This window comes from Nocardia sp. NPDC050435 (assembly GCF_040655395.1).
In the GTDB taxonomy this organism is placed as follows: domain Bacteria; phylum Actinomycetota; class Actinomycetes; order Mycobacteriales; family Mycobacteriaceae; genus Nocardia.
Genome location: NZ_JBFAJW010000001.1, coordinates 246,245 through 268,527, shown reverse-complemented (window position 1 = coordinate 268,527; position 22,283 = coordinate 246,245). Strand labels below are relative to the sequence as shown.

Annotated in this window: 23 protein-coding genes; 10 read left to right on the top strand and 13 right to left on the bottom strand. The window is 67.6% G+C overall.

Translation table 11 applies throughout. The features are described from left to right. Positions 1-543 precede the first annotated feature (543 nt). Positions 544-747: a hypothetical protein gene (locus tag AB0I43_RS01270; RefSeq protein ID WP_356972360.1), complete on the top strand. Its 204-nt coding sequence runs from the start codon at positions 544-546 to the stop codon at positions 745-747. 510 nt (positions 748-1,257) lie between these two features. Here the strand turns inward: AB0I43_RS01270 and AB0I43_RS01265 are convergent. Next, positions 1,258-1,509: a hypothetical protein gene (locus AB0I43_RS01265; protein WP_356972359.1), complete on the bottom strand. Its 252-nt coding sequence runs from the start codon at positions 1,507-1,509 to the stop codon at positions 1,258-1,260. 281 nt (positions 1,510-1,790) lie between these two features. On the opposite strand from AB0I43_RS01265, the gene AB0I43_RS01260 reads away from it, so the two are divergent. After that, positions 1,791-2,138 (top strand): hypothetical protein, encoded by a 348-nt coding sequence (locus AB0I43_RS01260; RefSeq protein ID WP_356972357.1) that lies wholly within the window; start codon positions 1,791-1,793, stop codon positions 2,136-2,138. A 179-nt stretch (positions 2,139-2,317) separates the two neighbouring features. Here AB0I43_RS01260 and AB0I43_RS01255 read toward each other — a convergent pair whose 3' ends face one another. From AB0I43_RS01255 to AB0I43_RS01245, 3 genes are all read right to left on the bottom strand, one after another. Beyond that, positions 2,318-2,716, bottom strand: coding sequence for an NUDIX domain-containing protein (locus AB0I43_RS01255; protein ID WP_357430907.1), 399 nt, complete (start codon positions 2,714-2,716; stop codon positions 2,318-2,320). Between the two features lie 197 nt (positions 2,717-2,913). After that, positions 2,914-3,495, bottom strand: coding sequence for a GNAT family N-acetyltransferase (locus AB0I43_RS01250; protein WP_356972354.1), 582 nt, complete (start codon positions 3,493-3,495; stop codon positions 2,914-2,916). After that, positions 3,492-4,775 (bottom strand): hypothetical protein, encoded by a 1,284-nt coding sequence (locus tag AB0I43_RS01245; RefSeq protein ID WP_356972353.1) that lies wholly within the window; start codon positions 4,773-4,775, stop codon positions 3,492-3,494. The genes AB0I43_RS01250 and AB0I43_RS01245 overlap by 4 nt, the downstream gene beginning before the upstream one ends. Positions 4,776-5,058: 283 nt before the next feature. On the opposite strand from AB0I43_RS01245, the gene AB0I43_RS01240 reads away from it, so the two are divergent. Beyond that, positions 5,059-5,457 carry a hypothetical protein gene (locus tag AB0I43_RS01240; protein ID WP_356972351.1) on the top strand — a complete coding sequence of 133 codons (399 nt, stop codon included), beginning with the start codon at positions 5,059-5,061 and terminating at the stop codon, positions 5,455-5,457. A gap of 69 nt (positions 5,458-5,526) precedes the next feature. On the opposite strand, the gene AB0I43_RS01235 is transcribed toward AB0I43_RS01240, so the two are convergent. The 3 genes from AB0I43_RS01235 to AB0I43_RS01225 all read right to left on the bottom strand — a co-directional run bounded on the left by AB0I43_RS01235 (position 5,527) and on the right by AB0I43_RS01225 (position 8,480). Then, the gene (locus AB0I43_RS01235) at positions 5,527-6,612 is read right to left on the bottom strand and encodes a TIGR03857 family LLM class F420-dependent oxidoreductase (RefSeq protein WP_356973120.1); all 1,086 of its coding nucleotides are present in this window, start codon (positions 6,610-6,612) and stop codon (positions 5,527-5,529) included. A gap of 34 nt (positions 6,613-6,646) precedes the next feature. After that, positions 6,647-7,774, bottom strand: coding sequence for a phosphotransferase family protein (locus tag AB0I43_RS01230; protein WP_356972350.1), 1,128 nt, complete (start codon positions 7,772-7,774; stop codon positions 6,647-6,649). A gap of 85 nt (positions 7,775-7,859) precedes the next feature. Beyond that, positions 7,860-8,480: a TetR/AcrR family transcriptional regulator gene (locus tag AB0I43_RS01225; protein WP_356972349.1), complete on the bottom strand. Its 621-nt coding sequence runs from the start codon at positions 8,478-8,480 to the stop codon at positions 7,860-7,862. Between the two features lie 154 nt (positions 8,481-8,634). Here AB0I43_RS01225 and AB0I43_RS01220 point away from each other — a divergent pair, with 154 nt between their 5' ends. The 3 genes from AB0I43_RS01220 (at position 8,635) to AB0I43_RS01210 (ending at position 10,692) form a co-directional block, all read left to right on the top strand. Then, complete coding sequence (locus tag AB0I43_RS01220) at positions 8,635-9,222, top strand: hypothetical protein (protein WP_357430905.1); 588 nt, start codon at positions 8,635-8,637, stop codon at positions 9,220-9,222. Positions 9,223-9,310: 88 nt separating this feature from the next. Next, positions 9,311-9,940, top strand: coding sequence for a methyltransferase domain-containing protein (locus AB0I43_RS01215; RefSeq protein WP_356972346.1), 630 nt, complete (start codon positions 9,311-9,313; stop codon positions 9,938-9,940). Positions 9,941-9,969: 29 nt separating this feature from the next. Beyond that, positions 9,970-10,692 (top strand): TVP38/TMEM64 family protein, encoded by a 723-nt coding sequence (locus tag AB0I43_RS01210; protein ID WP_356972345.1) that lies wholly within the window; start codon positions 9,970-9,972, stop codon positions 10,690-10,692. A gap of 33 nt (positions 10,693-10,725) precedes the next feature. Here AB0I43_RS01210 and AB0I43_RS01205 read toward each other — a convergent pair whose 3' ends face one another. The 6 genes from AB0I43_RS01205 to AB0I43_RS01180 all read right to left on the bottom strand — a co-directional run bounded on the left by AB0I43_RS01205 (position 10,726) and on the right by AB0I43_RS01180 (position 17,522). Further along, on the bottom strand, positions 10,726-11,496 hold the full coding sequence (locus AB0I43_RS01205; RefSeq protein WP_356972344.1) for a MerR family transcriptional regulator: 771 nt from the start codon (positions 11,494-11,496) through the stop codon (positions 10,726-10,728). After that, positions 11,490-12,287 (bottom strand): alpha/beta hydrolase, encoded by a 798-nt coding sequence (locus AB0I43_RS01200; protein ID WP_356972343.1) that lies wholly within the window; start codon positions 12,285-12,287, stop codon positions 11,490-11,492. Before AB0I43_RS01200 ends, AB0I43_RS01205 begins: the two co-directional genes overlap by 7 nt. Positions 12,288-12,337: 50 nt before the next feature. Next, positions 12,338-13,189 (bottom strand): sterol desaturase family protein, encoded by an 852-nt coding sequence (locus tag AB0I43_RS01195; protein WP_356972341.1) that lies wholly within the window; start codon positions 13,187-13,189, stop codon positions 12,338-12,340. A 53-nt stretch (positions 13,190-13,242) separates the two neighbouring features. After that, on the bottom strand, positions 13,243-13,944 hold the full coding sequence (locus tag AB0I43_RS01190; RefSeq protein WP_356972340.1) for a helix-turn-helix domain-containing protein: 702 nt from the start codon (positions 13,942-13,944) through the stop codon (positions 13,243-13,245). A 21-nt stretch (positions 13,945-13,965) separates the two neighbouring features. After that, on the bottom strand, positions 13,966-15,285 hold the full coding sequence (locus tag AB0I43_RS01185; RefSeq protein WP_356972339.1) for a dicarboxylate/amino acid:cation symporter: 1,320 nt from the start codon (positions 15,283-15,285) through the stop codon (positions 13,966-13,968). A 182-nt stretch (positions 15,286-15,467) separates the two neighbouring features. Continuing rightward, positions 15,468-17,522, bottom strand: coding sequence for an alkyl sulfatase dimerization domain-containing protein (locus AB0I43_RS01180; protein WP_356972338.1), 2,055 nt, complete (start codon positions 17,520-17,522; stop codon positions 15,468-15,470). Between the two features lie 114 nt (positions 17,523-17,636). On the opposite strand from AB0I43_RS01180, the gene AB0I43_RS01175 reads away from it, so the two are divergent. The 4 genes from AB0I43_RS01175 (at position 17,637) to AB0I43_RS01160 (ending at position 22,269) form a co-directional block, all read left to right on the top strand. Then, positions 17,637-18,209, top strand: coding sequence for a helix-turn-helix domain-containing protein (locus AB0I43_RS01175; protein ID WP_356972336.1), 573 nt, complete (start codon positions 17,637-17,639; stop codon positions 18,207-18,209). A gap of 316 nt (positions 18,210-18,525) precedes the next feature. Beyond that, entirely contained in the window at positions 18,526-19,266 is a 741-nt protein-coding gene (locus tag AB0I43_RS01170) for an LppX_LprAFG lipoprotein (RefSeq protein WP_356972335.1), read from the top strand. A gap of 254 nt (positions 19,267-19,520) precedes the next feature. Next, the gene (locus tag AB0I43_RS01165; protein ID WP_356972334.1) at positions 19,521-20,993 is read left to right on the top strand and encodes a fatty acid desaturase; all 1,473 of its coding nucleotides are present in this window, start codon (positions 19,521-19,523) and stop codon (positions 20,991-20,993) included. A gap of 133 nt (positions 20,994-21,126) precedes the next feature. Next, positions 21,127-22,269 carry a 3-oxoacyl-[acyl-carrier-protein] synthase III C-terminal domain-containing protein gene (locus AB0I43_RS01160; protein WP_356973118.1) on the top strand — a complete coding sequence of 381 codons (1,143 nt, stop codon included), beginning with the start codon at positions 21,127-21,129 and terminating at the stop codon, positions 22,267-22,269. Positions 22,270-22,283: the final 14 nt, after the last annotated feature.

The following is a 22,283-nucleotide window of genomic DNA, read 5'->3' as shown; positions in this document are numbered from 1 at the left end:
CCGAGTCCGGAGGGAGTCCGCAGAAGGTTGCGGACTCCCTTAAGCCTCCCGAACGCACTGATCTGCCGCTACCCGCGCGGTCCGACCGGCAAGCGCGGACCCTATGGAAGAAAAACTGCCGAACGCATGGTCCCCAGCAATCCATCATCATCCGATGATCGGATGCGGTCACCGATAGATCGACCGCGACCCGAGGATGCGTTCGGCCTCGTCATCGATGTTGCGCGGCAGACTCTTTTGGTCGATCGAGCCTCACCCGAGTAGGCGTCCGATGATCTTCCACGAAACCTGTGCGCTGCGTTGCCAAATCATCCTGTTCGCCAATTCCGGTTCCGGTGGACTGTCGATTTCATGCTGGGGCTCCCATGGAAAGTCGAAGTGCACCACCATCGCGCGCCGCTGTCGCTCCAGCGCCTGCACAGCAGTGAGTAGTTCGTTCGTCTCGCCACCGCGCAAATCGGGTTTTCGTCGGTTGCCCCCGCCGTCGGGGGCAACCGAAGTCGGGGGAAGCCTAGAGCGCGGGTGCGACTCTACGATTCGCTCATGATCTCCTCGACGCGCACAGTACGTATCAGTCTCGCCGCCCTCGCCATCACCGCCGGACTCGTCACCGCGGCCGGTCCGGCCGCCGCGGAAACGCCCGGTACCGGCAGCAGCTCTGGTTCTGCCGAGCTGGGTCAGAAGCTCATCGAGGCGTTCGCCTGCGCGGTGGGCGCCCAGTCCTGCCCGATCATCATCCGCCCCTAATAGCGGCCGGTTCGATCAAGTACAGGAACAACCGGAAAAGCAACGGCCCGCGGCTCGGCCCTCTGTCGGGCCGTTGCTTCGAGTATCGGTGATTGCGCTTACCGACGGCTCACCCCAGGTGGCCGGGTCAGTGAAGACGAACTCGCGGCCGTGGCGCGGCGGGCGGCCGTTGGTGCCCGGTAGCCGCGGCGGACTGCCTTACCACAGGAAGCACCCGCCGCCGCTAGATCGATTACCTGGGACTGTGTGTTGTCGGTGCCGGAAGTTATTGTGCCGGTGTATGTTCCGAAGGCACAGAGGCCAGGACCTCGTTCACAAGCCGGTAAACGGCAGTCTCGCTGCACAACCGATCCACCGTTCTGCGCGACTCCTCGACGCGACCCGCCCGCACTCTCATGCCCGCGGAGTGCGTGATGCTCGGGCCGCAAGGCGACGTCCGGCGACCACACTGAACGCCCACGCGCGCCCCGCCTTTGATCCATCCAGACGTTCGGAGGCGCAGTAGCGCTGCTACAGCAAGAAAATCAGGAATCCAAACCAGGTAACTCCCACGCACAGCAGGACCAGCAACAAAACACCGATGACCACTGAGCTAGAGAAGATCACCCGGGCCAGCTGAGCCGTGCGCTGCCCTGCCGACCGACCCGCATCCTCGTTGCCGGAAGTGACCCCGACCGCGACGGCACCCGCTTTGCCTGCCGTGATCCTCCCCAGGATTGCTTCGGTGCCGCTTCCCTGCCCGGCGCGTTGACTCTCACCCACGTCGTCAGATTGCCACAACACGACCTGACGGTTGCCACTGCCTTGAGATCGTTCCGGACCAACGCATCGTCATTCCGCTTACGGGCGGTTAGCCGACCGAGCCGCAGTTTCCTGGACGCACGCAAATACCGCTGTGCGCGCCGAGGGAACCGGCCAAGCCGCAGTTGTCGGCCGGCCGGTTCCGCTCAGGCTCAGGACATCCGCTTCTGCCGAGCCGAGTGCAGGGAGGTGCGATCGCGCCCTATCTGATTCACTGTGGGCTTGGTGATCAGGAGGTACACATGTCGGCTTATGGTCCAGCGCTTTTCGTTTCCAGGAAGGACGGCGCGCATCTGTCCCAGCAGGAGCAGGACCAGGTCTTCGAGCTCGTTCGAGCCGCATGCCTGGACTCGGGAATGACCGACGAGGAGGGGCTTCCGGTCGAACCCTCGAACTACGGCTACGACGAGGAAGAGGCCGGGTCGCTGGGAATCCTGCTGTACTCCTCGTATGCCTATGCAGGCATGCCGAAAGAAGTTCGAGCCGACGTGGAACACAGCTGGGAACAGCAGGGCGAACGAGTGGCGGCGAGGGTCGAGGAAAGCTCCCCTGGAATCTACGCGTTCACGACCTATGGAGTCGAAAACTGACGGCCCCAGTTTCCACAGATGCCGCGCCCCGCGCGCTAATCGGCCGTCCAGACTGGCTGCCCGGCACCACTTCCCAACGCACGCACATGCCGAGACCCGCGCGTTGGTCGGCCGTCCAAACCGGTTGGCCACCCCTCAGCCATCACCGGACCATCAACCATCAGTGACGGCTGACCTGGTCACCAGCCGTACAGCGAGAAGTCGCGGCCGTCGCCGATTGTGGCCAACGCCTCCCGGCAGTAGTCGATCATGTGCTCGGGCAACTCAGCAGGGAAAAACCATTCCAAACCCGCGCACTTGTCCGGCTCTCGATTCGCTGGTACGCCTTCCCACCGCCGGACCGTGAAGAAGAACGCCATACGCCCCGATGCGTTGTGCATGATGTGGCTGAATTCGACATCATCGGCCGCGATCTCGACGCCGACCTCCTCGGCCGCCTCCCGGATCAGCGCGGCCACCACCGATTCGCCTTCCTCCAGATGCCCCGACGGCACATGCCAAGCACCGTCCTCGAAGCCGGTGCCCTCGCGTTGACCGAACAAGATCCGACCGCGGTCATCGGTGAGCAACAAATGCACGTCCCCGATCAAGGAATGCCGGCCGATACTGGTAGTCGTCAAGATGAACCTTCCGCATGGTTGTCGGAATCGCATTGAGCAATAGCCCGTCATGGGCGGCGACCAAGGCGATGACCTGCGCAGCGCCTCCGAGCTCCTGCCGAAGCTTCCCGCGCAGAACTCATTTGCTTCGCAATCGGAATGCAGGAGGCACCTTCTTACGTAGAGGGAAGCTCCCGAATCAAGACGTCGAATAGTGGTGCCTCAGGCCAGGCCGGTCGCAGCACACCCACGCGGCTCCAGCCCCAGTGCACATATGTCTGGTACGCGCGAGTGTTCAAGGGGTCGACCAATAGGGTGGCTCGGCGCTCTGCTCGATTGCCCAATAGCTCATCGTGCATCGCTCTCGCGATGCCCTTGCCCGCGAACTCGACTCGGACCATGATTTCGCTGAGCGCGAAGGTCCGTTTGCCATCTTCGGCCGTGAACGAGGCCAGCTCCCCTTGATCTAGTTCCAGACCGCCCCACCACCGTGTGTTTTCGAACAACGGCCACCCCCAGGTCTGACCACAGGCCACGCCGTCTACCCATGCCATCACGAGTTCGAATCCTCGGGCGCGCTCCGGGTGGGTGTACGCATCGAACCGACGCATGAATGCCTCGGGTGTCTCGAAGGTGTCGCCGGACTCGATAGCCTGCACATACGAGTGCCGGAAGATCTCCTCGACAGTGGAACGGAGTTCACGGGCTTCTGCGCTCGTATGGGTCCGGAACTCTATGTCCGGTCGGCTGCTAATCATGTGTGAGCCTGCCTGTTCACCAACTGGTCGAACCGATCGTCGAAGCCCTCCGAATCCCGGGCGGCTGCCCGAACCGGTTGAAGTTCACGCAACGTGCGCGGCGAGGAGACCGATTTCTCCAAGTCCTCGAGTACAAGCAGACCCTGCTCTACAGCGCCGGTGATGTCGCCGACCTTCACAAGGGATGCCGCCCAGCCAGCGCGATAGTTGGCGGTATTTCGAGCCCCCGCGTGCTCTAGCGCGAGCCCGCCGGACAGATCTGCAGACTTCTTCACCTTGCCGAGGTCGCCGAAGCCTCGGGCTTCCTGGAAGCGGACTTCGGTTGCGGTGACGAACCGAATCCAATACGGGCATTCGTCCGCCGCCTCGTGTGACAGAGCGAAATCGAGTTCACGCCAGGCTGTCGCGACCGCCTTACCGAAAGCTGCCGCGTCTCCGATCACGGCCTGGGCTTGCGCCTCCCGAGTCGCGATCAACGCGTGGAGGCGCCCCGGCGGCCGACCTCGCGTGAGGTCTCTGGCCCGGGAGACGAGGTTCAATGCGCGGTGCGGGTCAGCCCTGCCCGTTCGCCCGAGATGGATGGTCAGGTGGGCAAGATACAGACAGCTCTGCACAGTGAGTTCGTCGTTCCCTGCCTGATTCGCCATGGAGAACGCTTCGTAGTAGCAATTTCGGGCCAAGTCGTGCATGTCGGCGTCGTAGGCCAGCCAGCCCGCGATCAAGGCTAGTGTGCCTGTCGCAGAGAGGTATTCACGCCCCGCACGCTCCTCGAATGTTCCCGTCTCGATTCGATTCTCAGCGATCCGCAGTAGGCCTACTGCTTCCTCGAGAAGCGTCATCCCGCCGATCACTTGCTCACGCTGTTCGAGCTTCGACGCACTCTGAGCCAGCAGCCGCGCATCGCCGAGACCCGTATCGCTCGGAGCGAAGCTCGACGCAAGGAGCGCGGCTCCCGCCGCGAATCCAAATTGTCGCCGCTTCACCTCTGCCTCCTCTCCCCGTTCCGGCGATACGACGGGCTCAGCGGACACTGCCATCAAGCCCGCCTCTTCCATTGCAGCGCGAAAACGCGCCAGCTGGTCGTCGGTGAGCTTCGCCAGGACAGTGTCCAGTAATTCCGCAGATTCGCCCTTGACCGGCCGTTCCTGCGTGGCGCGTTCCCACTTCCGAACAGTGGATTCGCCTACTCCGGCCATCAGCGCGAAGGGCTCCAACCCCTTCCGCAACGCGATTTCGCGTAGGGCCCGCACCTCGAGGCCGGTCCACCTGGTGACGATCATGGCCACCCCTGTCGTTGTCCGCAACGCACCGTGTCAGAAGCGTAGCGAAAGCGTGCGATTTCGACTCTGGGATCGAACGTCTCGGCTGGCAATGATCGAAGTGCGCCTGATCCAAGCATCTTCCATCCCTTCGGATACCGAACGGAAGTTGACGCGGGGCCCTCGGGCGCACCTACGCCACTACGGGACAGGGGGTCTCGATGACCGCGCCAGCCATACCCGCCGCGCTTGCGAGCCCGCCTCCCGAGCCGGATACGGCCACAGAACTGTCGAGGGTGGATCGATGAAGCGACGGCCTAATGCGATCGGCTTCCTGGACACCGAACTCTGCGGCGATCAGTGGCTGGTTCACCAACAGTTGATTCGGGCGGTGGCCAACGCAGACGAGTCGGACTTCTGTGGGTTCGTCATCCACAACCCGGCAGAAGATGAAGCGCCGAAGCCGTTGGAGCGGCTTCGCACGATGTGGAACAACCTCGGCGAGCCGTTCATCTACATCCCCGGCTTCGACCATGTCAGCAGTTTGAACCTGGGTGCCAATCTGCGATCGAAACTTCGTGTGGCGGACCCGAGTGTCCTTGATCTCGAGGGGGAGAGCACCTCGGAGGACCAGCAGAAAGTTGATGCCGCCGTCCGCAGGTGGAGACAGAAACGTTTTGCTTCGAGGCCGCAGTCGGAATGAGCACTCAGCAGCCATCTGTCGGTGACCGCCGGTGCGGCGGTCGACCGGCAGACACACCATTCCGCAGTGTCACAAGAACTTTCCGGGATTAGCGGCGACCGGACGCGGCAGCTTCGGGCGATCGGCCCGATACGCCGAGACCACCGAGGACAGTTCGTGTGGGCTGGCGCCGTGCATGATCACCGAGTGGCAGCCGAGATCGTATTCGCGCGAGATCTTGCGGACGCATTGTTCCGGCGTGCCGTAGGCGGCGGAGGCGAGCCATTCGTCGGGGATCAGCGCGTCGAATTGTTCCAGGACCTCGACCGAGGCGGAGGCGTCGATGGGGCCGGCCGCGGCGGCGTCGAGATAAAGCTGGGTGCCGCGGATCCGTTCCCAGATTTGAGGGTCCCAGCCGTTGGCGGCGATCAGCACGTCGGCGTAGGCCTGTAGGTAGGTGACCAGGCGGCCGGTGCGGCGGCGCAGCTGGTCCTCGGGCGAGAGCGCGTCGCTGGCGGTCGCGAGGCAGGACCAGATGCGGACGCTGTCGGGGTCCTTGCCTGCTCGTTCCGCGCCGCGGCGCACGGCCGCAACGGAATTGGCGGTGGCCTCGTCGGAGAAGAAGGTGTGCAGGACGACGAAGTCGCCGAGCTCACCAGCCAGCTCCATGGTCTTCGGGCCGACCGCGACGAAACCGATCGGCGGCGCGTCTTCCAGACCGTTCTGGTGGTACAGCACCGGCCACGAACCGGCCGGTCCCGAGTGGTTGAGGATGGTCTCCCCCGCCCACAACCGCCGCAGGATGCCGACGAAGTCGCGCAGCTGGGCCGCGGTGACGGCGGGCAGGCCGATGGCCTGCCAGTTCGCGGCCATGCCGCGGCCGAAGGCCATGGCGTAGCGGCCCTCGGTGAGGGCCTGCATGGTGGAGCCGATGGTCGCGGTGACCATGGGGTGGCGGGTGTGATGGTTGGTGGCGGCGGCCGCGATGCCCAGGCCGGTGGTGCAGCCGGCCAGGCCGCCGGACAGGACCGCCGAATCCTTCACGGTCATGCGTTCGCCGATCATGCACGACCCCAGGCCGATCTCCTCGGCGGCGCGCGCCTCCGGGAACAGGACGCGGGCGTCGGCGGGATGGCGGGTGATGCAGTAGTAGGCCAGTTCGTTCAGTTGCTCGATCACGAAAGCTTCTCTCCCAGTGCGGATGTCGATGTCAGGCGCCGAGGTCGGCGAGCAGGGTCTCGACCAGTGGCCGATGATGGAAGAGCACCTCGATGTTCTCGGGGCGCTCCATCTCGCCGAAATGCACCTGACGGCCGCCGGAGCGCATGAAGACGATGCAGTAGTTGAGGGCGGCGAACAGCGTGTACCAGGTCAGGTCACCGACCTCTACGCCCGAGTACTCGGTGTAGGCCGCCACGACGTCGTCCGCGCGCAGGAATTCCGGCATGCCGGGCAGCCCGAAGGTGTCGGCGATCGTCTGGAAGACGCGGTGCGCGAAGATGAGCCAGGCCAGGTCGAGTTCGCGCGGGCCGATCGTCGCCAGCTCCCAGTCCAGCACCGCTGCCGGGGTGTAGTCGCGGTACAGGCAGTTGCCGATGCGCGCGTCGCCCCACGACAGCACGGTCTCGGCGGGGTCGGGCAGATTCGCGGTGAGCCAGTCCAGGAGGCGGCGCGCCAGCGGTGAGTGGCCGCTGTCCGCCGCAGCGAATTCGTACCAGGATCTGGCGCGTTCGAGGGTACGCTCCAGCGGGGTGGCGCCCGGCTGACGCGGGTCGAGGAAGGCGAAGCGGGCGGCGGCGTCCGGAATGGCGTGCAGGGCGGCGAGCGTGCGGATCGTGCTGTCCTGCAACAGGTCTCGCTGTTCGGGGGTGGCGTCGAAGAGCCAGTTGTCGCCGAAGGTGTAGGGCATCACGTCCGGCGGCACCACGCCGTCGACGCGGTCCATCAGCAGGAACGGGGTGCCGAGCACGGTGCCGGTGGGCTCGAGGAAGCGGACGCGCGGGACGGGGACGTCGCTCGTCTCGGCCACCAGGCGCATCGTGTCGAACTGGTGCCGCAGGTCGTAGTGCTCGAGGATCGGGAAATCGCCGGGGGCGGGCACCATGCGCCCGATCAGTTCCTCGGTCCGGGGCGCGCCGGCTTCGGTCCAGGCCAGGCCGAGCACCAGGGTTTCGGCCGACATGCCGTTGCTGTCGATGCCCGAGCGCAGGGTGACCTGCGGCGCCGCGTCCGCGGGTAACCGGGCGGCCAGCCAGTCGGTGAGGCGCGGGATCAGCCCGCCGGTGTCGCGGCTGCTGCGCTGCAGTCGCATGCCCGTATCGGCCCGAGGCTCAGACATTGGTCACTCCTGACGAATTCGCGAAAGCTGCGGTAACCATCGACCGCCGCCGCGCAATTGTCAACAAGGGTTCTCAATGAATGGGTCAGCTCAGGTAGGCAGCGATCGCCTCCACCAAACCCGCTCGCGCGCTTGCCACTTCGTCGGCGGGCGTGAGGCGTCGTTCGCTGTTGAGGCCCCGGAGCGCGGGCGGGATCAGGCAGCGCACCCGATGCACCTTCAGCGGATCCAGCGGCAAGTCCGCCAGGGAGTACTCGAACGCGCGCAGCCAGGCGTTCTCGTATCCGGCCATCGCGGCCGCGGTCCGCGGGAAGACCGACTCGCGTTCGATCTGCTCGTTCGGCAACCCGGCGCGCAGCGTCTCCACCGCGCGCCCCTCGGGCGTGCCCAGGATCGTCCAGATCGCCTCGATCATCGTCGCGACCCGTTCCCGGACCGACCCGTGGAACACCGGCCACGACTCCGGAGCGTTGGCGCCACTGCGCTCGGTCAGCTCGAGCAGCACCTCGGCCCACAGTCCGTCCAGATCACCGAACTGGTGCTTGAGGGTCCCCCAGCTGACCCCCGCCGCCCGCGCCACGCGATTGGCCGACAACGGTTCGCCGGAGCTCTCCGCCAGACAGGTGATCGCGACGTCGAGCAAGCGCTGCCTGGTCTCGCGGCCCTTGCGGTTGAGGCGGGTCCCGGCCGCCGATTGCGTCGCCATCGATACCTCCACTTCGGTCCGGCCGGTGGAAGCTTGTCACACTGCCGCCGGAACGCCATCGAGCCGGTTGCCGCGATGCCGGATCCCCGCGACCGAGAGCGTCCCGGTGAGCGCCAGGACACGGGGACCGACGCGAGCAACTACATTCGTGGCCATGACAATTGGGGGGACCGCCGCGCGACGGCCGGTCAGTTTGTGGTGGCTGCTATCGATGGGTTTCGTGACGGCCTCGGCAGGGGCGTTGTGTGTGGCCATGTTGTGGTGGCAAGCCGCCCAGAGCGACAGTTGGGCAGCGCTGTTCACCGGGGTAGGGCTGCTGGGGACCGGATTGCTGTGGCTGATTCTGGGATCGATCGGACTCCTCGTCTACCGCAGAGTTCTCGTCTCGCTCATCGCTCCGGCCCTGGTTGCCGGCAGTCTCGGCCTGCTCTATGGGAATGTCGCCGGCAAGATCGGCTGGCGACTATCCGAAGGCGCGTTGGCGGACGCTGCCGCCGAGTGCGCCCGCACGAACGAGACTCGGCGGATCGGCGTGTACCAGGTGGTACAGGTCTACCCCTCGCACGGGGGCTGCGCGTTCGTCGTACGTGAAGCGAAGACCTTCACCACCGGTCTCGCCTTCGCCTATTACCCGAGCGGCGCCCCACCGGAGGAGCCGCGCTCGGCCTACGTCACCAGTTACACCTACGCGCCCCTCGACGGCCCGTGGTATCGCGTCGAGATTCACGAGCCGTTCGACTGAGGCAGGCGAACAGGACACGCCCGAGTGGTGGCGTCGGGTCGGGGGTGAACGGCCGCAGGGTGGGTGGTGGGTGTGGGAGTCTGCTGGGATGGCATCCGAGACACCGTTGTCCGCGGCCCAGCTCTTCGACGAGATCGGTGTGGCGTACGAGAGGGCGTTTCGGGAGCTACCGGAGCAGGCGGCGGCGCTGGGGTGGCTGGCGGAGCAGTTGCCCGCCGGGGCGCGGGTGGTGGATGTGGGTAGCGGTACCGGGGTTCCGGCCGCGCGAATGTTGTGTGACAACGGGTTTCGGGTCACCGGGATCGACGTGTCGCCGGTGATGGTGGAGGTCGCGCGGAAGCAGGTGCCGGGGGCGGAGTTCCATCAGGCCGATGTGCGGGAGTACGAGGCCGCGGAGGTGGACGCCGTGTGCGCGTTCTTCCCGCTGTTGCAGATGACGCGGGCGGAGATCGACGCGGCGATCCGGCGGATGACCGGATGGCTGCGGCCGGGCGGGTATCTCGTGCTGGCCACGGTGCCCGCCGATATCGAGCAGATCGACATCGTCTTCCTGGGACGGCCCGCCCGGGTCAGCAGTTACGCCGAGCCGAGCCTGCTGAAGGTGCTGGAGGCGGCGGGGCTCGAGGTTCTGGAGTCACGGCAGAGCGTCTTCATCCCCGACCACGAACCCGCCGCCCCGGAACCGCATCTGTTCGTTTACTGCCGCCGCCCCGCTTAACCCCGCCGCCGGTGCGGCAGGATTGGGCGATGACCGAGAACGACTCCCCGACCGGCCGGTGGCGGCACGCGGCGCGACTACTTGCGTGCGTCGTGTTCCTGCTCGGCCTGTTCTACCTGGTGGCCGTCACGAAGGTTATCGATATCGAGTCGGTGCGCGGGCTCGTGCAGGACACCGGCCCGGCGGCCCCGTTCGTCTACGTGGTGGTCTCGGCGGTGCTCGGGGCGATCCTGGTGCCGGGGCCGATCATGGCCGCGAGCAGCGGGCTGCTGTTCGGTCCGCTGGTCGGCACGTTCGTGACCCTGGGCGCGACGGTGGGCACGGCGACGATCTCCGCGTTCCTGGGCCGGCGGGCCGGACGGAGCAGTGCGCGGGGTCTGCTCGGGGCCGAACGAGCCGACCGGGTCGACGCGCAGATCGAGCGGCTCGGACTGTGGGCCGTGGTCGGGCAGCGGTTCGTGCCGGGCATCCCGGACGCGATGGCGTCCTATGTGTTCGGCGCGTTCGGCGTCCCGCTGTGGCAGATGGCGGTGGGAGCGCTGATCGGTTCGGCGCCGCGGGCGTTCGTCTACACCGCGCTCGGGGCCTCGATCGGCGATCTGTCCGCGCCGCTGGCCTATTCGGCGATCGCGGTCTGGTGCGTCACCGCCTCGCTCGGCGCTTTCGCCGCGCATCGCGGGTACCGCAGCTGGCGGCGGCGCGACGATCACCCGGCGGAACCGGTCGAAGCCGCAAAGCCCTCGGGCACATAGCCGCGGACCTACCCAGACGCCTTCACGGGAAAGCTACGCCGGGCCCACACGCTCCAACTCGGTCCATCCCGCCCACCCCCGCGCCCGGAGCAACTCGACCAACCGCCGCGCCGCGGGCCACGCGTCGAACACCAGCCGGTCGAGCACCGCGGCCAGCGCGGGCTCGACACCGACGCCGAGGTACTCCACACCGCGCTCGGCAGTCAGCCGGGTCAGGTGCTCGGCCATCCGATCCGCGAGCGCCACCAGCGACGGATCGTCCGCACCGAGATCCAAAACACTACCCAGCGTGCGATAGAAATCGAGAAGTTGCGGCCGCTCGAGCTGTTCGTGCTTGCGCGCCACCAGGTCCGGGACGCGTTCGGGAGCGTGCGCGGCCAACGGAATCCATCCGTCGCGTTCGACGCGGACGATGCGCTCGTCGATGCCCAGGGCCCGCAGGCGATCCAGCAACTCCACCACCGCGGCCGGCAGCGCGAGGCCGTCGCCCGCGGCCAGGCGCGCGATCTGTTCGCGGTGCCGCCGGCGCTCCCGGATCTCCGCGCGCAACCGGGCGTCGATCTCGGCGACGGCGGCCGCGAACTCCGCCGGGTCGGCGCGCAGCAGGTCGCGCACCCGGGCCAGGGGCACCCCGGCCTGAGCCAGGGTGCGGATCCGGATGAGTTCGACAACGGTCGCCGGATGGTAGCGGCGATAGCCGGAGTGGTCCCGCTCCGGTTCCGGCAGCAACCCTTTGGCGTGGTAGTGCCGCACCGCGCGCACCGTCACGCCGCCGTAGGCGGCCAGCTCGCCGATCGTCAGCATGGCTCCAGTGTGCTCCGGACGATGTCCGCGACCGCGGCGGCGTGCGTGACGACGAGTCCGTGCCCGGCGTCGACCCAGGTGACATCGATGCCGGGGTGCGCCGCGAGCAAGCGGTCGTAGCCGGAGCGCCAGAGCCGATTGTGCCGGGGCGCACGCCCTTCCGTGCCCGCCATCGCCGTGGCGGCGATCAGGTGCACCGGACAGCGCACCCGGCGATACCGGTCGAGCAAGCCGAGCCGGATCCGGTCGAGTTCGCGATTGAGGTCGAGAATCTGCGCTGCGGTGAGCGCCACTCGGCGCGGCGTGCCACTGTGCAGCGCGTGCCATTTCGCCGCTTCTTCCCACATCGCACGGAATTCCGGCAGGTCGGCCTCGGTGAGGAACGGTTCGGGGAGGGGATTCGCGCCGTCGAGCAGCACCAGTTCCGCGGCCGCGCCGGGCGCTTCCGCGGCGTGCTGCACGATCAGGTCCGCGCCGAGCGAGTGCCCGGCCAGGATCGGCGCGGCGTCCCGGCCGCGCCGGCGCAGGTCCGCGAGCACGGCGCCCAGATCGCGACCGAACCCGGCGAAGGAATAGTGGTCCGCGGCCGAGGACCGGCCGTGACCGCGCAGATCGAAGCTCACCACCTCGAAGTCGCGGCGCAGCAGCGTGAGCAACTCGTGCAGCTCCGCCTGCGTGGAGGTGAGCCCGGGCGCGAACACCAGCAGTCGTCCCGCGCCGCCGCGCGAGACGGCGATGCGCACGCCGTCGTGATCCACCGTGAAATGCTCGAGCGCTTCGATTTTCGTCATGCCGACGATGCTGCGGGGTTGACCCTGCGTCAGGGTCAACCCCGCGGTTGTCAGCGGCGGAAGGGTTCGGCGAGCTGGGGCAGGTAGTCGACCGGATAGTCCGGCTTCGCGGCCATGCCCAGATCGTCACTGGTGAAGCGCCGCCCGGCGTCGTAGCTGTAGGTGCGCAGCAGGTGATCCCACAGCAGCGTGAAGAGCCCGAAGTTCACGTCGCCGACGCCGGCGAACTTCAGGTGATGGAAGCGGTGACCTTCGTTGAGCGCCAGCACATATTTCAACGGCCCGACCCGATAGTCGGCGTTGGAGTGCTGCAACAGCAGTTGCACGGCCACCGCGAGCGAGAGCGCCGCGGCCACCGAGACCGGCAGACCGAGCAGCAGCAACGGCGTGACGCCGGCGGCCATCTCCAGCGTCTGGTGCAGCGGATGCTTCATCAGGCCGTTCAGTCCGTAGAAGCGCCGCACACTGTGGTGCACGGCGTGGAAACGCCACAGCACGCCGATCTTGTGACTGGCGTAGTGGGTGAGGGTGATGCCCAGGTCGGCGCACAGGATCGCGAACAGCACCTGCACCGCGAACGGGAGCCCGGCGGGCCAGATGCCGTCGCCGGGAAGCAGCGCGGCGAGCACGGGAATGGCGGCCGTACTGGCCAGGATGAGGGTTTCGTTGACGAAGGTGTGGATCGTGTCGCGGCGGGTGTCGCCGTGATCGTCGTTCCACGCCCGCTCGTAGGGCAGAATCCGCTCGACCAGGAACGACAGCGCGACCGCCGCGGCCAGCAGCACGAGCAGCCAGAGTTTGTCCGCCCCGGCGGCGATCAGCGCGATTCCGGAACCGTTGACGCCCAGCAGCATCAGGGGCGCGTACCCGTAGCGGACGACGGGTTGTAAGAGCTCGACCATGGTGTCAGCCTGGCCGCCCGGCACCGGGCCGGGCTTGAAGAAATCTGCTGACTTCAGCGCCACCCGGTGGCGTGCAGGGCTTCGGTCGGGGTGAGGCCGAACAGGTCGCGGCAGGTCCGGGTCAGGTGCGCGCTGTCGGCGAATCCGGCGGCGTGCGCGGCCTCGGTGAACGAGGCGCCGGCCCGCACCGCGTCCATGGCCAGCCGCAGTCTGGTCCAGCGGCGCCACGCCGCGTACGGCAAGCCCATGTGCGCGGCGAACACGTGCGAGAGCCGGCTCGGCGAGAGCGCGACCTGGGCCGCCAGCTCGACCAGAGACGGTGGGCCCGCGGGGTTTCCGGTGGCCAGCCGGACCGCGACGGCCGCCGACTCCGCGCTCCGGGACTCCCCCGCCGGGATAGGCGCCGGACGCGGTACGGCCGCCGCGAGCCAGCTCCGCACCCGGTCGGCAGGCAGTCCGTGCAATCGTGCGGCGGCTGCACGCCCGGCGACGCTGTCGGGGTCGAGATAGGCCAGCAGCCCGGTGGTTCCGGGCGCCGCGCGCACTTCGTGCCGCGCCCCGGGCGGAATGACGGCGACCGTCGCCGCGCTCGCGCGCCCGGCGGCGTCCACGAGCTCGACCCCGCCCCGGGTGACCAGCAGCACCTGCACCGCGGCATGGGAGTGGGCCGCGGTGTCGCCGATCTCCCCGCTGAACGCCATCAGCCCGGGCGTGAAGGCGACACCGCCCGACCACCGGCCTGCCGAGTCACGCATGGGCGCGAGTGTAGAGCCCGCTCAGACGAGGGCCGGTTGTTTCTCGGGTTCGGTGGTCTCCGGCTCGGTCTCGGTCAGCGGCGCGGAGGGCCCGTCGAAGACCTCTTGATCGAGGATGCCCTCGCGTTTGGCGACCAGCACCGGCACCACCATCTGGCCGGCGACATTGGTGGCGGTGCGGATCATGTCGAGAATCGGGTCGATGGCCAGCAGCATGCCCGCGGCGGCCAGCGGCAGTCCGAGGGTGGACAGGGTCAGGGTCAGCATCACGATGGCGCCGGTTAGTCCCGCGGTCGCCGCCGAGCCGACCACCGAGACGAACGCGATCAGCAGGTAGTCGCGGATCCCGAGTTCGATGCCGCTGATCTGGGCGACGAAGATCGCGGCCACCGCCGGGTACACCGCGGCGCAGCCGTCCATCTTGGTGGTCGCGCCGAACGGCACCGCGAACGAGCCGTATTCGCGCGGGACGCCGAGCCTTTCGATGGTGAGGCGCTGGGTCAGCGGCATGGTGCCGATCGAGGACCGCGAGACGAAGGCCAGCTCCAGCGCGGGCCAGGCCTTGGCGTAGAAGCGCAGCGGGTTCACGCCGCCGACGAAGCGCAGCAGCACCGGGTACACGACCGCGAGCACGAGCAGGCACCCGATGTAGATGGCGGCGGTGAAGGTCGCCAGCGGCCGCACCAGATCCCAGCCGTAGCCGGCGATCGCCTTGCCGATCAGGCCGGCGGTGCCGATCGGGGCCAGGCGGATCACCCACCACAGCGCCTTCTGCACCAATTGCAGCACCGATTCGGCGAGGTCGAGCACGGGCTTGGCGGCGTCGCCGAGCTTGAGAGCCGCGATGCCGAAGACCAGGCCGAGGAAGACCAGTTGCAGCACATTGCCATTGGTGAACGCGCCGACCACATTGGTGGGGATGATGCCGGTGAGGAAGTCGGTCCAGCCGCTCTTGTGCTCGGGCGCCTTCACCCCGGTCAGCGTCAGCTCGACGCCGCGACCGGGGTTGGTGAGCAGACCGAGGGTGATGCCGACGGCGACCGCGATCAGCGAGGTGCCCAGGAACCACAGCAGGGTGCGCCCGGCCAGCCGCGCGGCATTGGTGACGTGCCGCAGGCCCGCGACGCTGACCAGCACTGCGGTGAACACCAGCGGCGGCACCGCGAGCTTGAGCAGCTGGACGAAAATGGTGCCGATCTGGGTCAGCGTGGTGGTGAGCCAGGCGGCGCCGGTGGCGCGGGCGATGAGGCCCGCGACGATACCGACCGCCAGGCCGAGCAGGATCTGGACGCCGAACGACCAGCGCGCCGGATTCAGCGAGCGCGCAGCGGGGGTAGACATGGGAGTACTCCAGGGGAACGAGGTGACCGGGCGAGGACGCGGGTCAGCGACACAGGTGGGCGGCGAGGCGGCCCAGGTCGACGTGCAGCCTGGCGACCAGGCGCACCACCGTCACGGAGTAGTTCACAGTTCGACCACGATACGCGATTCATCCGATCAATTTCGCCCCCGGGGCGAAACCGCTACGGAGTGACGATCGCGAACCCTGGATCCGGCTTGTCCAGGACGTTCTTCAGCTGCAGCAGCACCGCACCGTTGCCCTCGATGCCGATCTCGCCCTTCTGGACCGCGGCCATCACGTCCCCGCCGGCCAGGATCGTGCCGATCAAGGTGGCGCGGGTCAGGGTGACTGTGGCGTCCGGGGCGGGCAGTCCGTCCTCGGGGGCGCGGTCGTAGTGGACCAGCACGCCGTTGCGCAGTTCGACCCGGTGCACGCGGTTGTTCTGGTCCCGGAAACGCCAGTCCGAGGTCAGTCGCATGTCCCATGCCTTGGGGCCGTCGATGACCAGGGACATGGCATCGAAGGCCTGCTCCACGGTCAGCGCGGCCAGCAGGCTCTTGGAGTTGGCCGTGGTGGGTGTGCCGAAGGCGCCGTTGCGCAGTTCGTGCGCACCGCTGAGGAAGAAGTTGCGCCAGGTGGAGTTCTCGGTGCCGTAGCCGAGCTGCTCGAAGATGCTCGCCTGCAGGTCTTTCGCCTTCTTGTCGTTCGCGTCGGCGAAGACCGCGTAGTTCGCCAACTGCGCGGCCCAGCGGTAGTCGCCGGTCTCGTAGGCCTGCTGCGCCTTGCGCAGCACCGCGGCCGCGCCGCCGATGGCCTCGACGTGCCGCCGCGCGCTCTCGACCGGCGGGTGCTCCCACAGGTGGGCGGGGTTGCCGTCGAACCAGCCCATGTAGCGCTGGTAGATCGCCTTCACGTTGTGGCTGACCGAGCCGTAATAGCCGTGGGTGGACCAGGATTGGGTGAGTCCCGGCGGCAATTGCAGCTGTTCGGCGATCTCCGCGCCGACGAATCCCTTGTTCAGCATGCGCAGGGTCTGGTCGTGCAGGTAGGCGTAGAGGTCGCGCTGCACCGAGAGGTAGTCGACGATCTTGTCGGTGCCCCAGGTCGGCCAGTGGTGGGAGGCGAAGACCAGGTCCGATTTGCGGGCGTAGAGGTTGATCGACTCGGTCAGGTACTGCGACCACACGTGCGGGTCGCGCACCAGCGCGCCGCGCAGGGTGAGGATGTTGTGCATGGTGTGGGTGGCGTTCTCGGCCATGCACAGGATGCGGCGGTCGGGGAAGTAGAGATTCATCTCCGAGGGCGCCTCGGTGCCCGGCGTCAGCTGGAACACCATGCGCACGCCGTCGATCGTCTCTTCCTGCCCGGTGCGGGTGACGTCGCGGGTGGGCGCGATCAGCGAGACGGTGCCGATCGAGGTGGTCTGGCCCAGTCCGGCCCCCACCTGCCCCTTCGGGCCGCGCGGCAGCGCCGAGCCGTACATATAGGCCGCGCGGCGGGCCATCGCGGTGCCGGCGAAGATGTTCTCCGCCACCGCGTGCTCGACCAGGCCCGCCGGGGCGAGCACCGGGCAACGTCCGGCGGCGGCGTCCTCGCGGGTGGTGACGCCCAGCGCGCCGCCGAAGTGGTCGACGTGGGAGTGGGTGTAGATCAGCCCGGTGACGGGGCGGTCCCCGCGGTGGGCGCGATAGAGGGCCAGGCCGGCGGCCGCGGTCTCGGTCGAGATCAGCGGATCGATGACGATCACGCCGGTGTCGCCTTCGATCAGCGTCATGTTGGACAGGTCCAGACCGCGGATCTGATAGAAGCCGGGGGCGATCTCGTAGAGGCCCTGCTTCACGGTCAGCTGGGAGTGCCGCCACAGGCTCGGGTGCACCGAGTGCGGGCACGGCTCGCCGAGGAACTCGTAGGAGTCGTTGTCCCACACCGTTTTCCCGGCGGCATCCCGGATGACACCCGGTTGCAGCGCGGCGACGAACCCACGGTCGGCGTCGGCGAAGTCGGCGGTGTCGGTCAGCGGCAGGGTCGCCGTCGCGCGCTCGTTCGCCGTGCGCACGTGCTCGCTCGGCTCGGTCTGCGTGGCCGAGGGCCGCACCTCGGGAGCGTCGTCGTCACAGCCGCTGAGCGCCGAACCGACGCCGACCGCGGCCAGCGCCGCCGCGCCGACGCCGAACACGCCGCGCCGCGACACCCCCGTCCGCCGCTCCCCCGCGTTGTCTTCCGCGTCGCCGATCATGAAGTCTCCTGTTCCCTGCCCACAGCAATGTTCGAGCTACCTGCCAGCCTAGCATCTTATTGCAGTGTGACTGCAATAGTGCTCGGATCCGCCCCCTGTGATCGGATAACAGACATGACCGACGAAGGCACCCGCCGGCGCCGCAACCCCGAGCAGACCCGGGCCGTGATCATCCAGGCCCTGCTGGAGTCGTTGAAGGAGGGCGATTTCCAGCCGACCACCAAGGCGATCGCCGCCCGCGCGGGCGTCTCCGAGCGCAGCATCTTCGTGCACTTCCCCGACCGGGACGAACTGCTGGTGGCGGCCACCGACGCCCAATCGCAGCAGGTGGAGGCGCTCATCGTGCGCCCGGACCCGGCGCTGCCGCTGACCGAGCGGATCGAGGCGGTGGTGGCGCAGAGCGCGGCCGTCTTCGCCCTACAGCGCAACCCGCGCCTGCTCGGGCTGCTCACCTCCGACACGGTGCCCGGCGTGGATGCCCGGATGCGGCTGACCGACAAGCGCATCCGCGCCGCCCTGGCCGCGACGTTCGCGCCGGAACTGACGGGCGCGGACCCGGAGTTGCTCGACCTGATCGACGCCGCCGCCGGCTGGCCGACCCGCCATCATCTCGTCGATCGCCGCGGACTCGGCCCGGCCGCCGCCTCCGCGGCCGTCCGCCGGGCGCTGACGGCGTTGCTCGCCTGAATCGAAGTCCGGGGTTGTCGCTCGCGGCAGGCACATTCGCCGCCGCGCGCACGGCGTTGCCACGAGAACGCCGCTAACCGACCGGAATCCACTGGAGCCCCGCCCCGGTTGGGGGCCGGAAACCGAACCGATGAACCCAAAAGCCGGACAAGTAGTACATACTATCGCGTTGGGGGGCGGCAGAATGCCTCTCAGTAGCTGGTAGAACGAACCTCAATCAGGGGCTTATATGAGTGAATTGACCACGCGTACGCGAATCACCCGACGACTCCGGGTCGGTCGGCGGGGCATCGCGCCAGTCGTTATGGCGGCGTCGGTGTTCGCCGCGCTGGTGGCCGGATGCAACTCCTCCGAACCCTCCGCCTCGACCACCTCCGCCGCGCCGCCGGCGGAACTGCCCGAAGGCACCCAGCTGGTGTCCGAGTGCTCCAAGACCACCCAGACGCTGCAGTCGGTGCACATGGCGCTCAACATCACCAACATCCCGAACCTGCCGATGGAGAAGGTCGACGCCGGCGTCACCAACCAGCCACAGGGCCAGGGGGCGGCCCAGGGTGAGGCGAAGATTCGCACCAAGCCGGAGGCGGACTTCATCGAGGCGAAGTTCCTCGTCGTCGACAAGACGCTGTACGCGCTGACCGACGGCTCCACCTACACCAAGATCGGTCCGGCGGAACGGATCTACGATCCGGGCGTCCTGCTGGACAAGGACAAGGGCCTGGCCAACGTCATCGCCCAGATCAAGAACGCCAAGGCCGAAGGCCGCGAGAAGATCGACGGCGTCGACACCGTGAAGGTCACCGGCACCATCAGCCCGTCGGCCATCGACCCGATCGTGCCCAAGGCCGGCGAGGGCCAGGCCGATCTGCCGATCACCGTCTGGATCAAGGACGTCGCGCCGCCGACCACCTCGGCCACCCAGCTGCCCTCCACCGCGGCCTCGCCGGGCACCGGCCCGAACCTCATCCGCGCCATCGTGAAGAAGGACGCGGGCGAGATCAAGCTGACGCTGAGCGACCACGGCAAGCCCGTGAACGTACTCAAGCCCGGCAGCTAGTTTTCTCATATCGACCGGCACAGGAGGACCGGTCCGGGAGCACTGGGGGCGGCTTCGGCTATTCCCTGCTCGCGGACCGGCTTTCCCGTTTTCGGGCCCCTTCGCATGTCAACGCGGCTTCCCGGCGATGCAACGAAGCTCACGGCTTAAGAGATTCTTCAGAGAGATGCAAGCAGCCGCACGGAAGATTCCGACGTAACGATCGGAAGAACTCCGCCCGCGGCGCGAGCTAGACCCTTTTCCAAAGGATAGACATGACGACGAGTGACCGCCCCGCTACCGAGGAGCAGGACTTCCGTCGGCCGCCCGGCCCCCCACCCGGCCCCCCTCCGGTGTCGAACGTCTGGGTGTACAACGGCAAAGCCTACGACCTGAGCCAGTGGATCTCCAAGCATCCCGGCGGGGAATTCTTCATCGGCCGCACCAAGAATCGCGACATCACCTCGATCATCGGCTCCTACCACAAGGATCCGGAGCGGATCGGGCGCATGATCGAACGCTATGCCCTGGACCGGCAGGCGATTCCGGAAGACATCCACCCCAAGGCCAACGCGCCCGACTTCCTGTTCAAGGAGGGCTTCGACAGCTGGCGCGATACGCCGAAGTACCGCTTCGACGACAAGAACGACCTGCTGCACAAGGTGAAGGCGCGGCTCAAGGAACCCGAGCTCGCCGCCCGCCTGCAACGGATGGACACGCTGTTCAACATCGTGGTCGCGGTCCTGGTGGTGCTGTATTTCGGCGTGCAGGGGCTGCGGCTGGCCGAGCCGAACTGGATGCCGCTGCCGCTGTTCGTGCTCGCGATGGTGGTCTTGCGCAGCGGCCTGGCCGGATTCGGCCACTACGCCATCCACCGGGCGCAGAAGACGCAGTGGAGCAAGATCGCCGTCAACGCCTTCGACCTGAACTACGTCGCGCTGGCGTTCGTCACCGCCGACGGGCACGCGCTGCTGCACCACCCGCACACCCAGAGTGAAGTCGACATCAAGAAGAACGTCTTCACGATGATGATGCAGGTGCCGCGGCTGTACCGGATCCCGGTGCACACCATGCACAAGTTCGGCCACACGCTGACCGGCATGCTGATCCGCCTGCTCGACGTCTGCCGCCTGGTCCGCCAGGTCGGCGTGCGCGACATGTACGGCACCCGCCGCGGCGCGCTCGGGCACTTCGTCGGCTCCTTCGGCGTGCGCTTCCTGCTGATCGGCGAGCTGGTGGTGTTCACCCTGGCCGGCGACTTCTGGGCCTGGGCCCTGCAATTCGTCGTCACCATGTGGGTCAGCACGTTCCTGGTCGTGGCCAGCCACGACTTCGAGGTCGACACCGAGGAACTGCACTCCGACACCGAGGACTGGGGCGTGAACCAGCTCGAACAGGCCTACGACCTGACCGTCGTCGGCAATCGCTGGGTCGACTGCTTCCTGTCGGCGGGCCTGAGCTCGCACCGCGTGCACCACGTATTGCCCTACCAGCGCAGCGGATTCGCCAATATCGCGACCGAGGACGTGGTGCGCGAGGAGGCGGAGAAGTTCGGCGTGGAATGGCTGCCGGCGAAGAGTTTCTTCACCGACCGTTTCCCGAAACAGATCCGGACCTACCTGCTCGCGCCCTCGCGCGAGGCGGAGGAGAACAAGTGGGGCCTGGTGCGTGAGCACCTGTCGCCCTCGGCCTTGAAAACGTGCGCCACCTATACGGCGCAGGGCTTCACCGGAATCGGAACGGTGTAACCGACTCCGCCGTTATCGGCGACCGCGCCGCCTGGAGGGTGACGGCGTGGCCTCCATTTTCATTCTCGAAAGGAAGAAGTTCGTGTCTGTGATTGTCGATGAGGGTGGCGCGCGGCCGGAAACCGGCCGGCACTTGGTGGGGGCCGAGCACGGATACGGAGTGCTCCCGCCGGCTCCCCCGACCTCGGTGGCGGTGATCGAGGGCATCGCCACCGGGTCGCCGAGCGAGGTCTATTCGCAGGCCGAGGCGGCCGGCAAGGTGGCCGCGCTGTTCGCCGATCCGGCGCAGCGGGCCCGCATTCCGCGGATCTACCAGAAGACCAGGATCGACAGCCGCCGCCTGGCGGTCGACCCGCTGGATCCGGAGTTCCTGTCCTACAGCCGCAGACCGGCCACGATCCGCGAGCGCATGGACCTGTTCTACGAGCACGCGGTGCCGCTGGCCGTCGACGTGGCCGGGCGCGCCATCGCCGGGCTCGCCGATCCCGCCGCCGAACTCGGGCTGCTGGTCTTCGTGACCAGCACCGGATTCATCGCCCCCGGCGTGGACGTGGCCGTGGTCAAGAAGCTGGGCCTGGCGCCCTCGATCAACCGCGTCATGGTCAACTTCATGGGCTGCGCGGCCGCGATGAACGGCATCCGCTCGGCCGCGGACTACGTGCGCGCCCATCCGGACAAGAAGGCGCTGGTGATCGCGCTGGAACTGAGTTCGGTCAACGCCGTCTTCGACGACAACGTCAACGACGTCATCATCCACAGCCTCTTCGGCGACGGGTGCGGCGCGGTGGTGATCGGCGCGGGCCAGGTGCATCAGCCGCTCGCGCCGGGCAGCGTCGTCATCCGCGACAGCTTCAGCCAGTTGTTCGACGACGCCGAGGACGGCATCGTGCTGCGCGTCAACGACAACGGGATCACCTGCGAGCTGGCCGAGAGCCTGCCGGACTACATCCTGCACGGCGTCGACCCGGTGGTCACCGAGGCGCTGGCGCGCAACGGGTTGCGCAAATCCGAGGTCGATCTGTGGGCCATCCACCCGGGCGGGCCGAAGATCATCGAGCAGTCCGCGCGCTCGCTCGGCATCCCGCTCGAGACCGCCGCGCCCAGCTGGGACATCCTGGCCCAGCACGGCAACATGCTGAGTGTCTCGCTGATCTTCGTGCTGGAAGCCATGATCGAGCAGGCCGAGTCCGTCGCCCCGATCTCCACGGGCGTCGCGTTCTCCTTCGCGCCGGGGGTCACCCTCGAGGGAATGATCTTCGACATCATTCGCCGATAATCGCCGCGAGAATT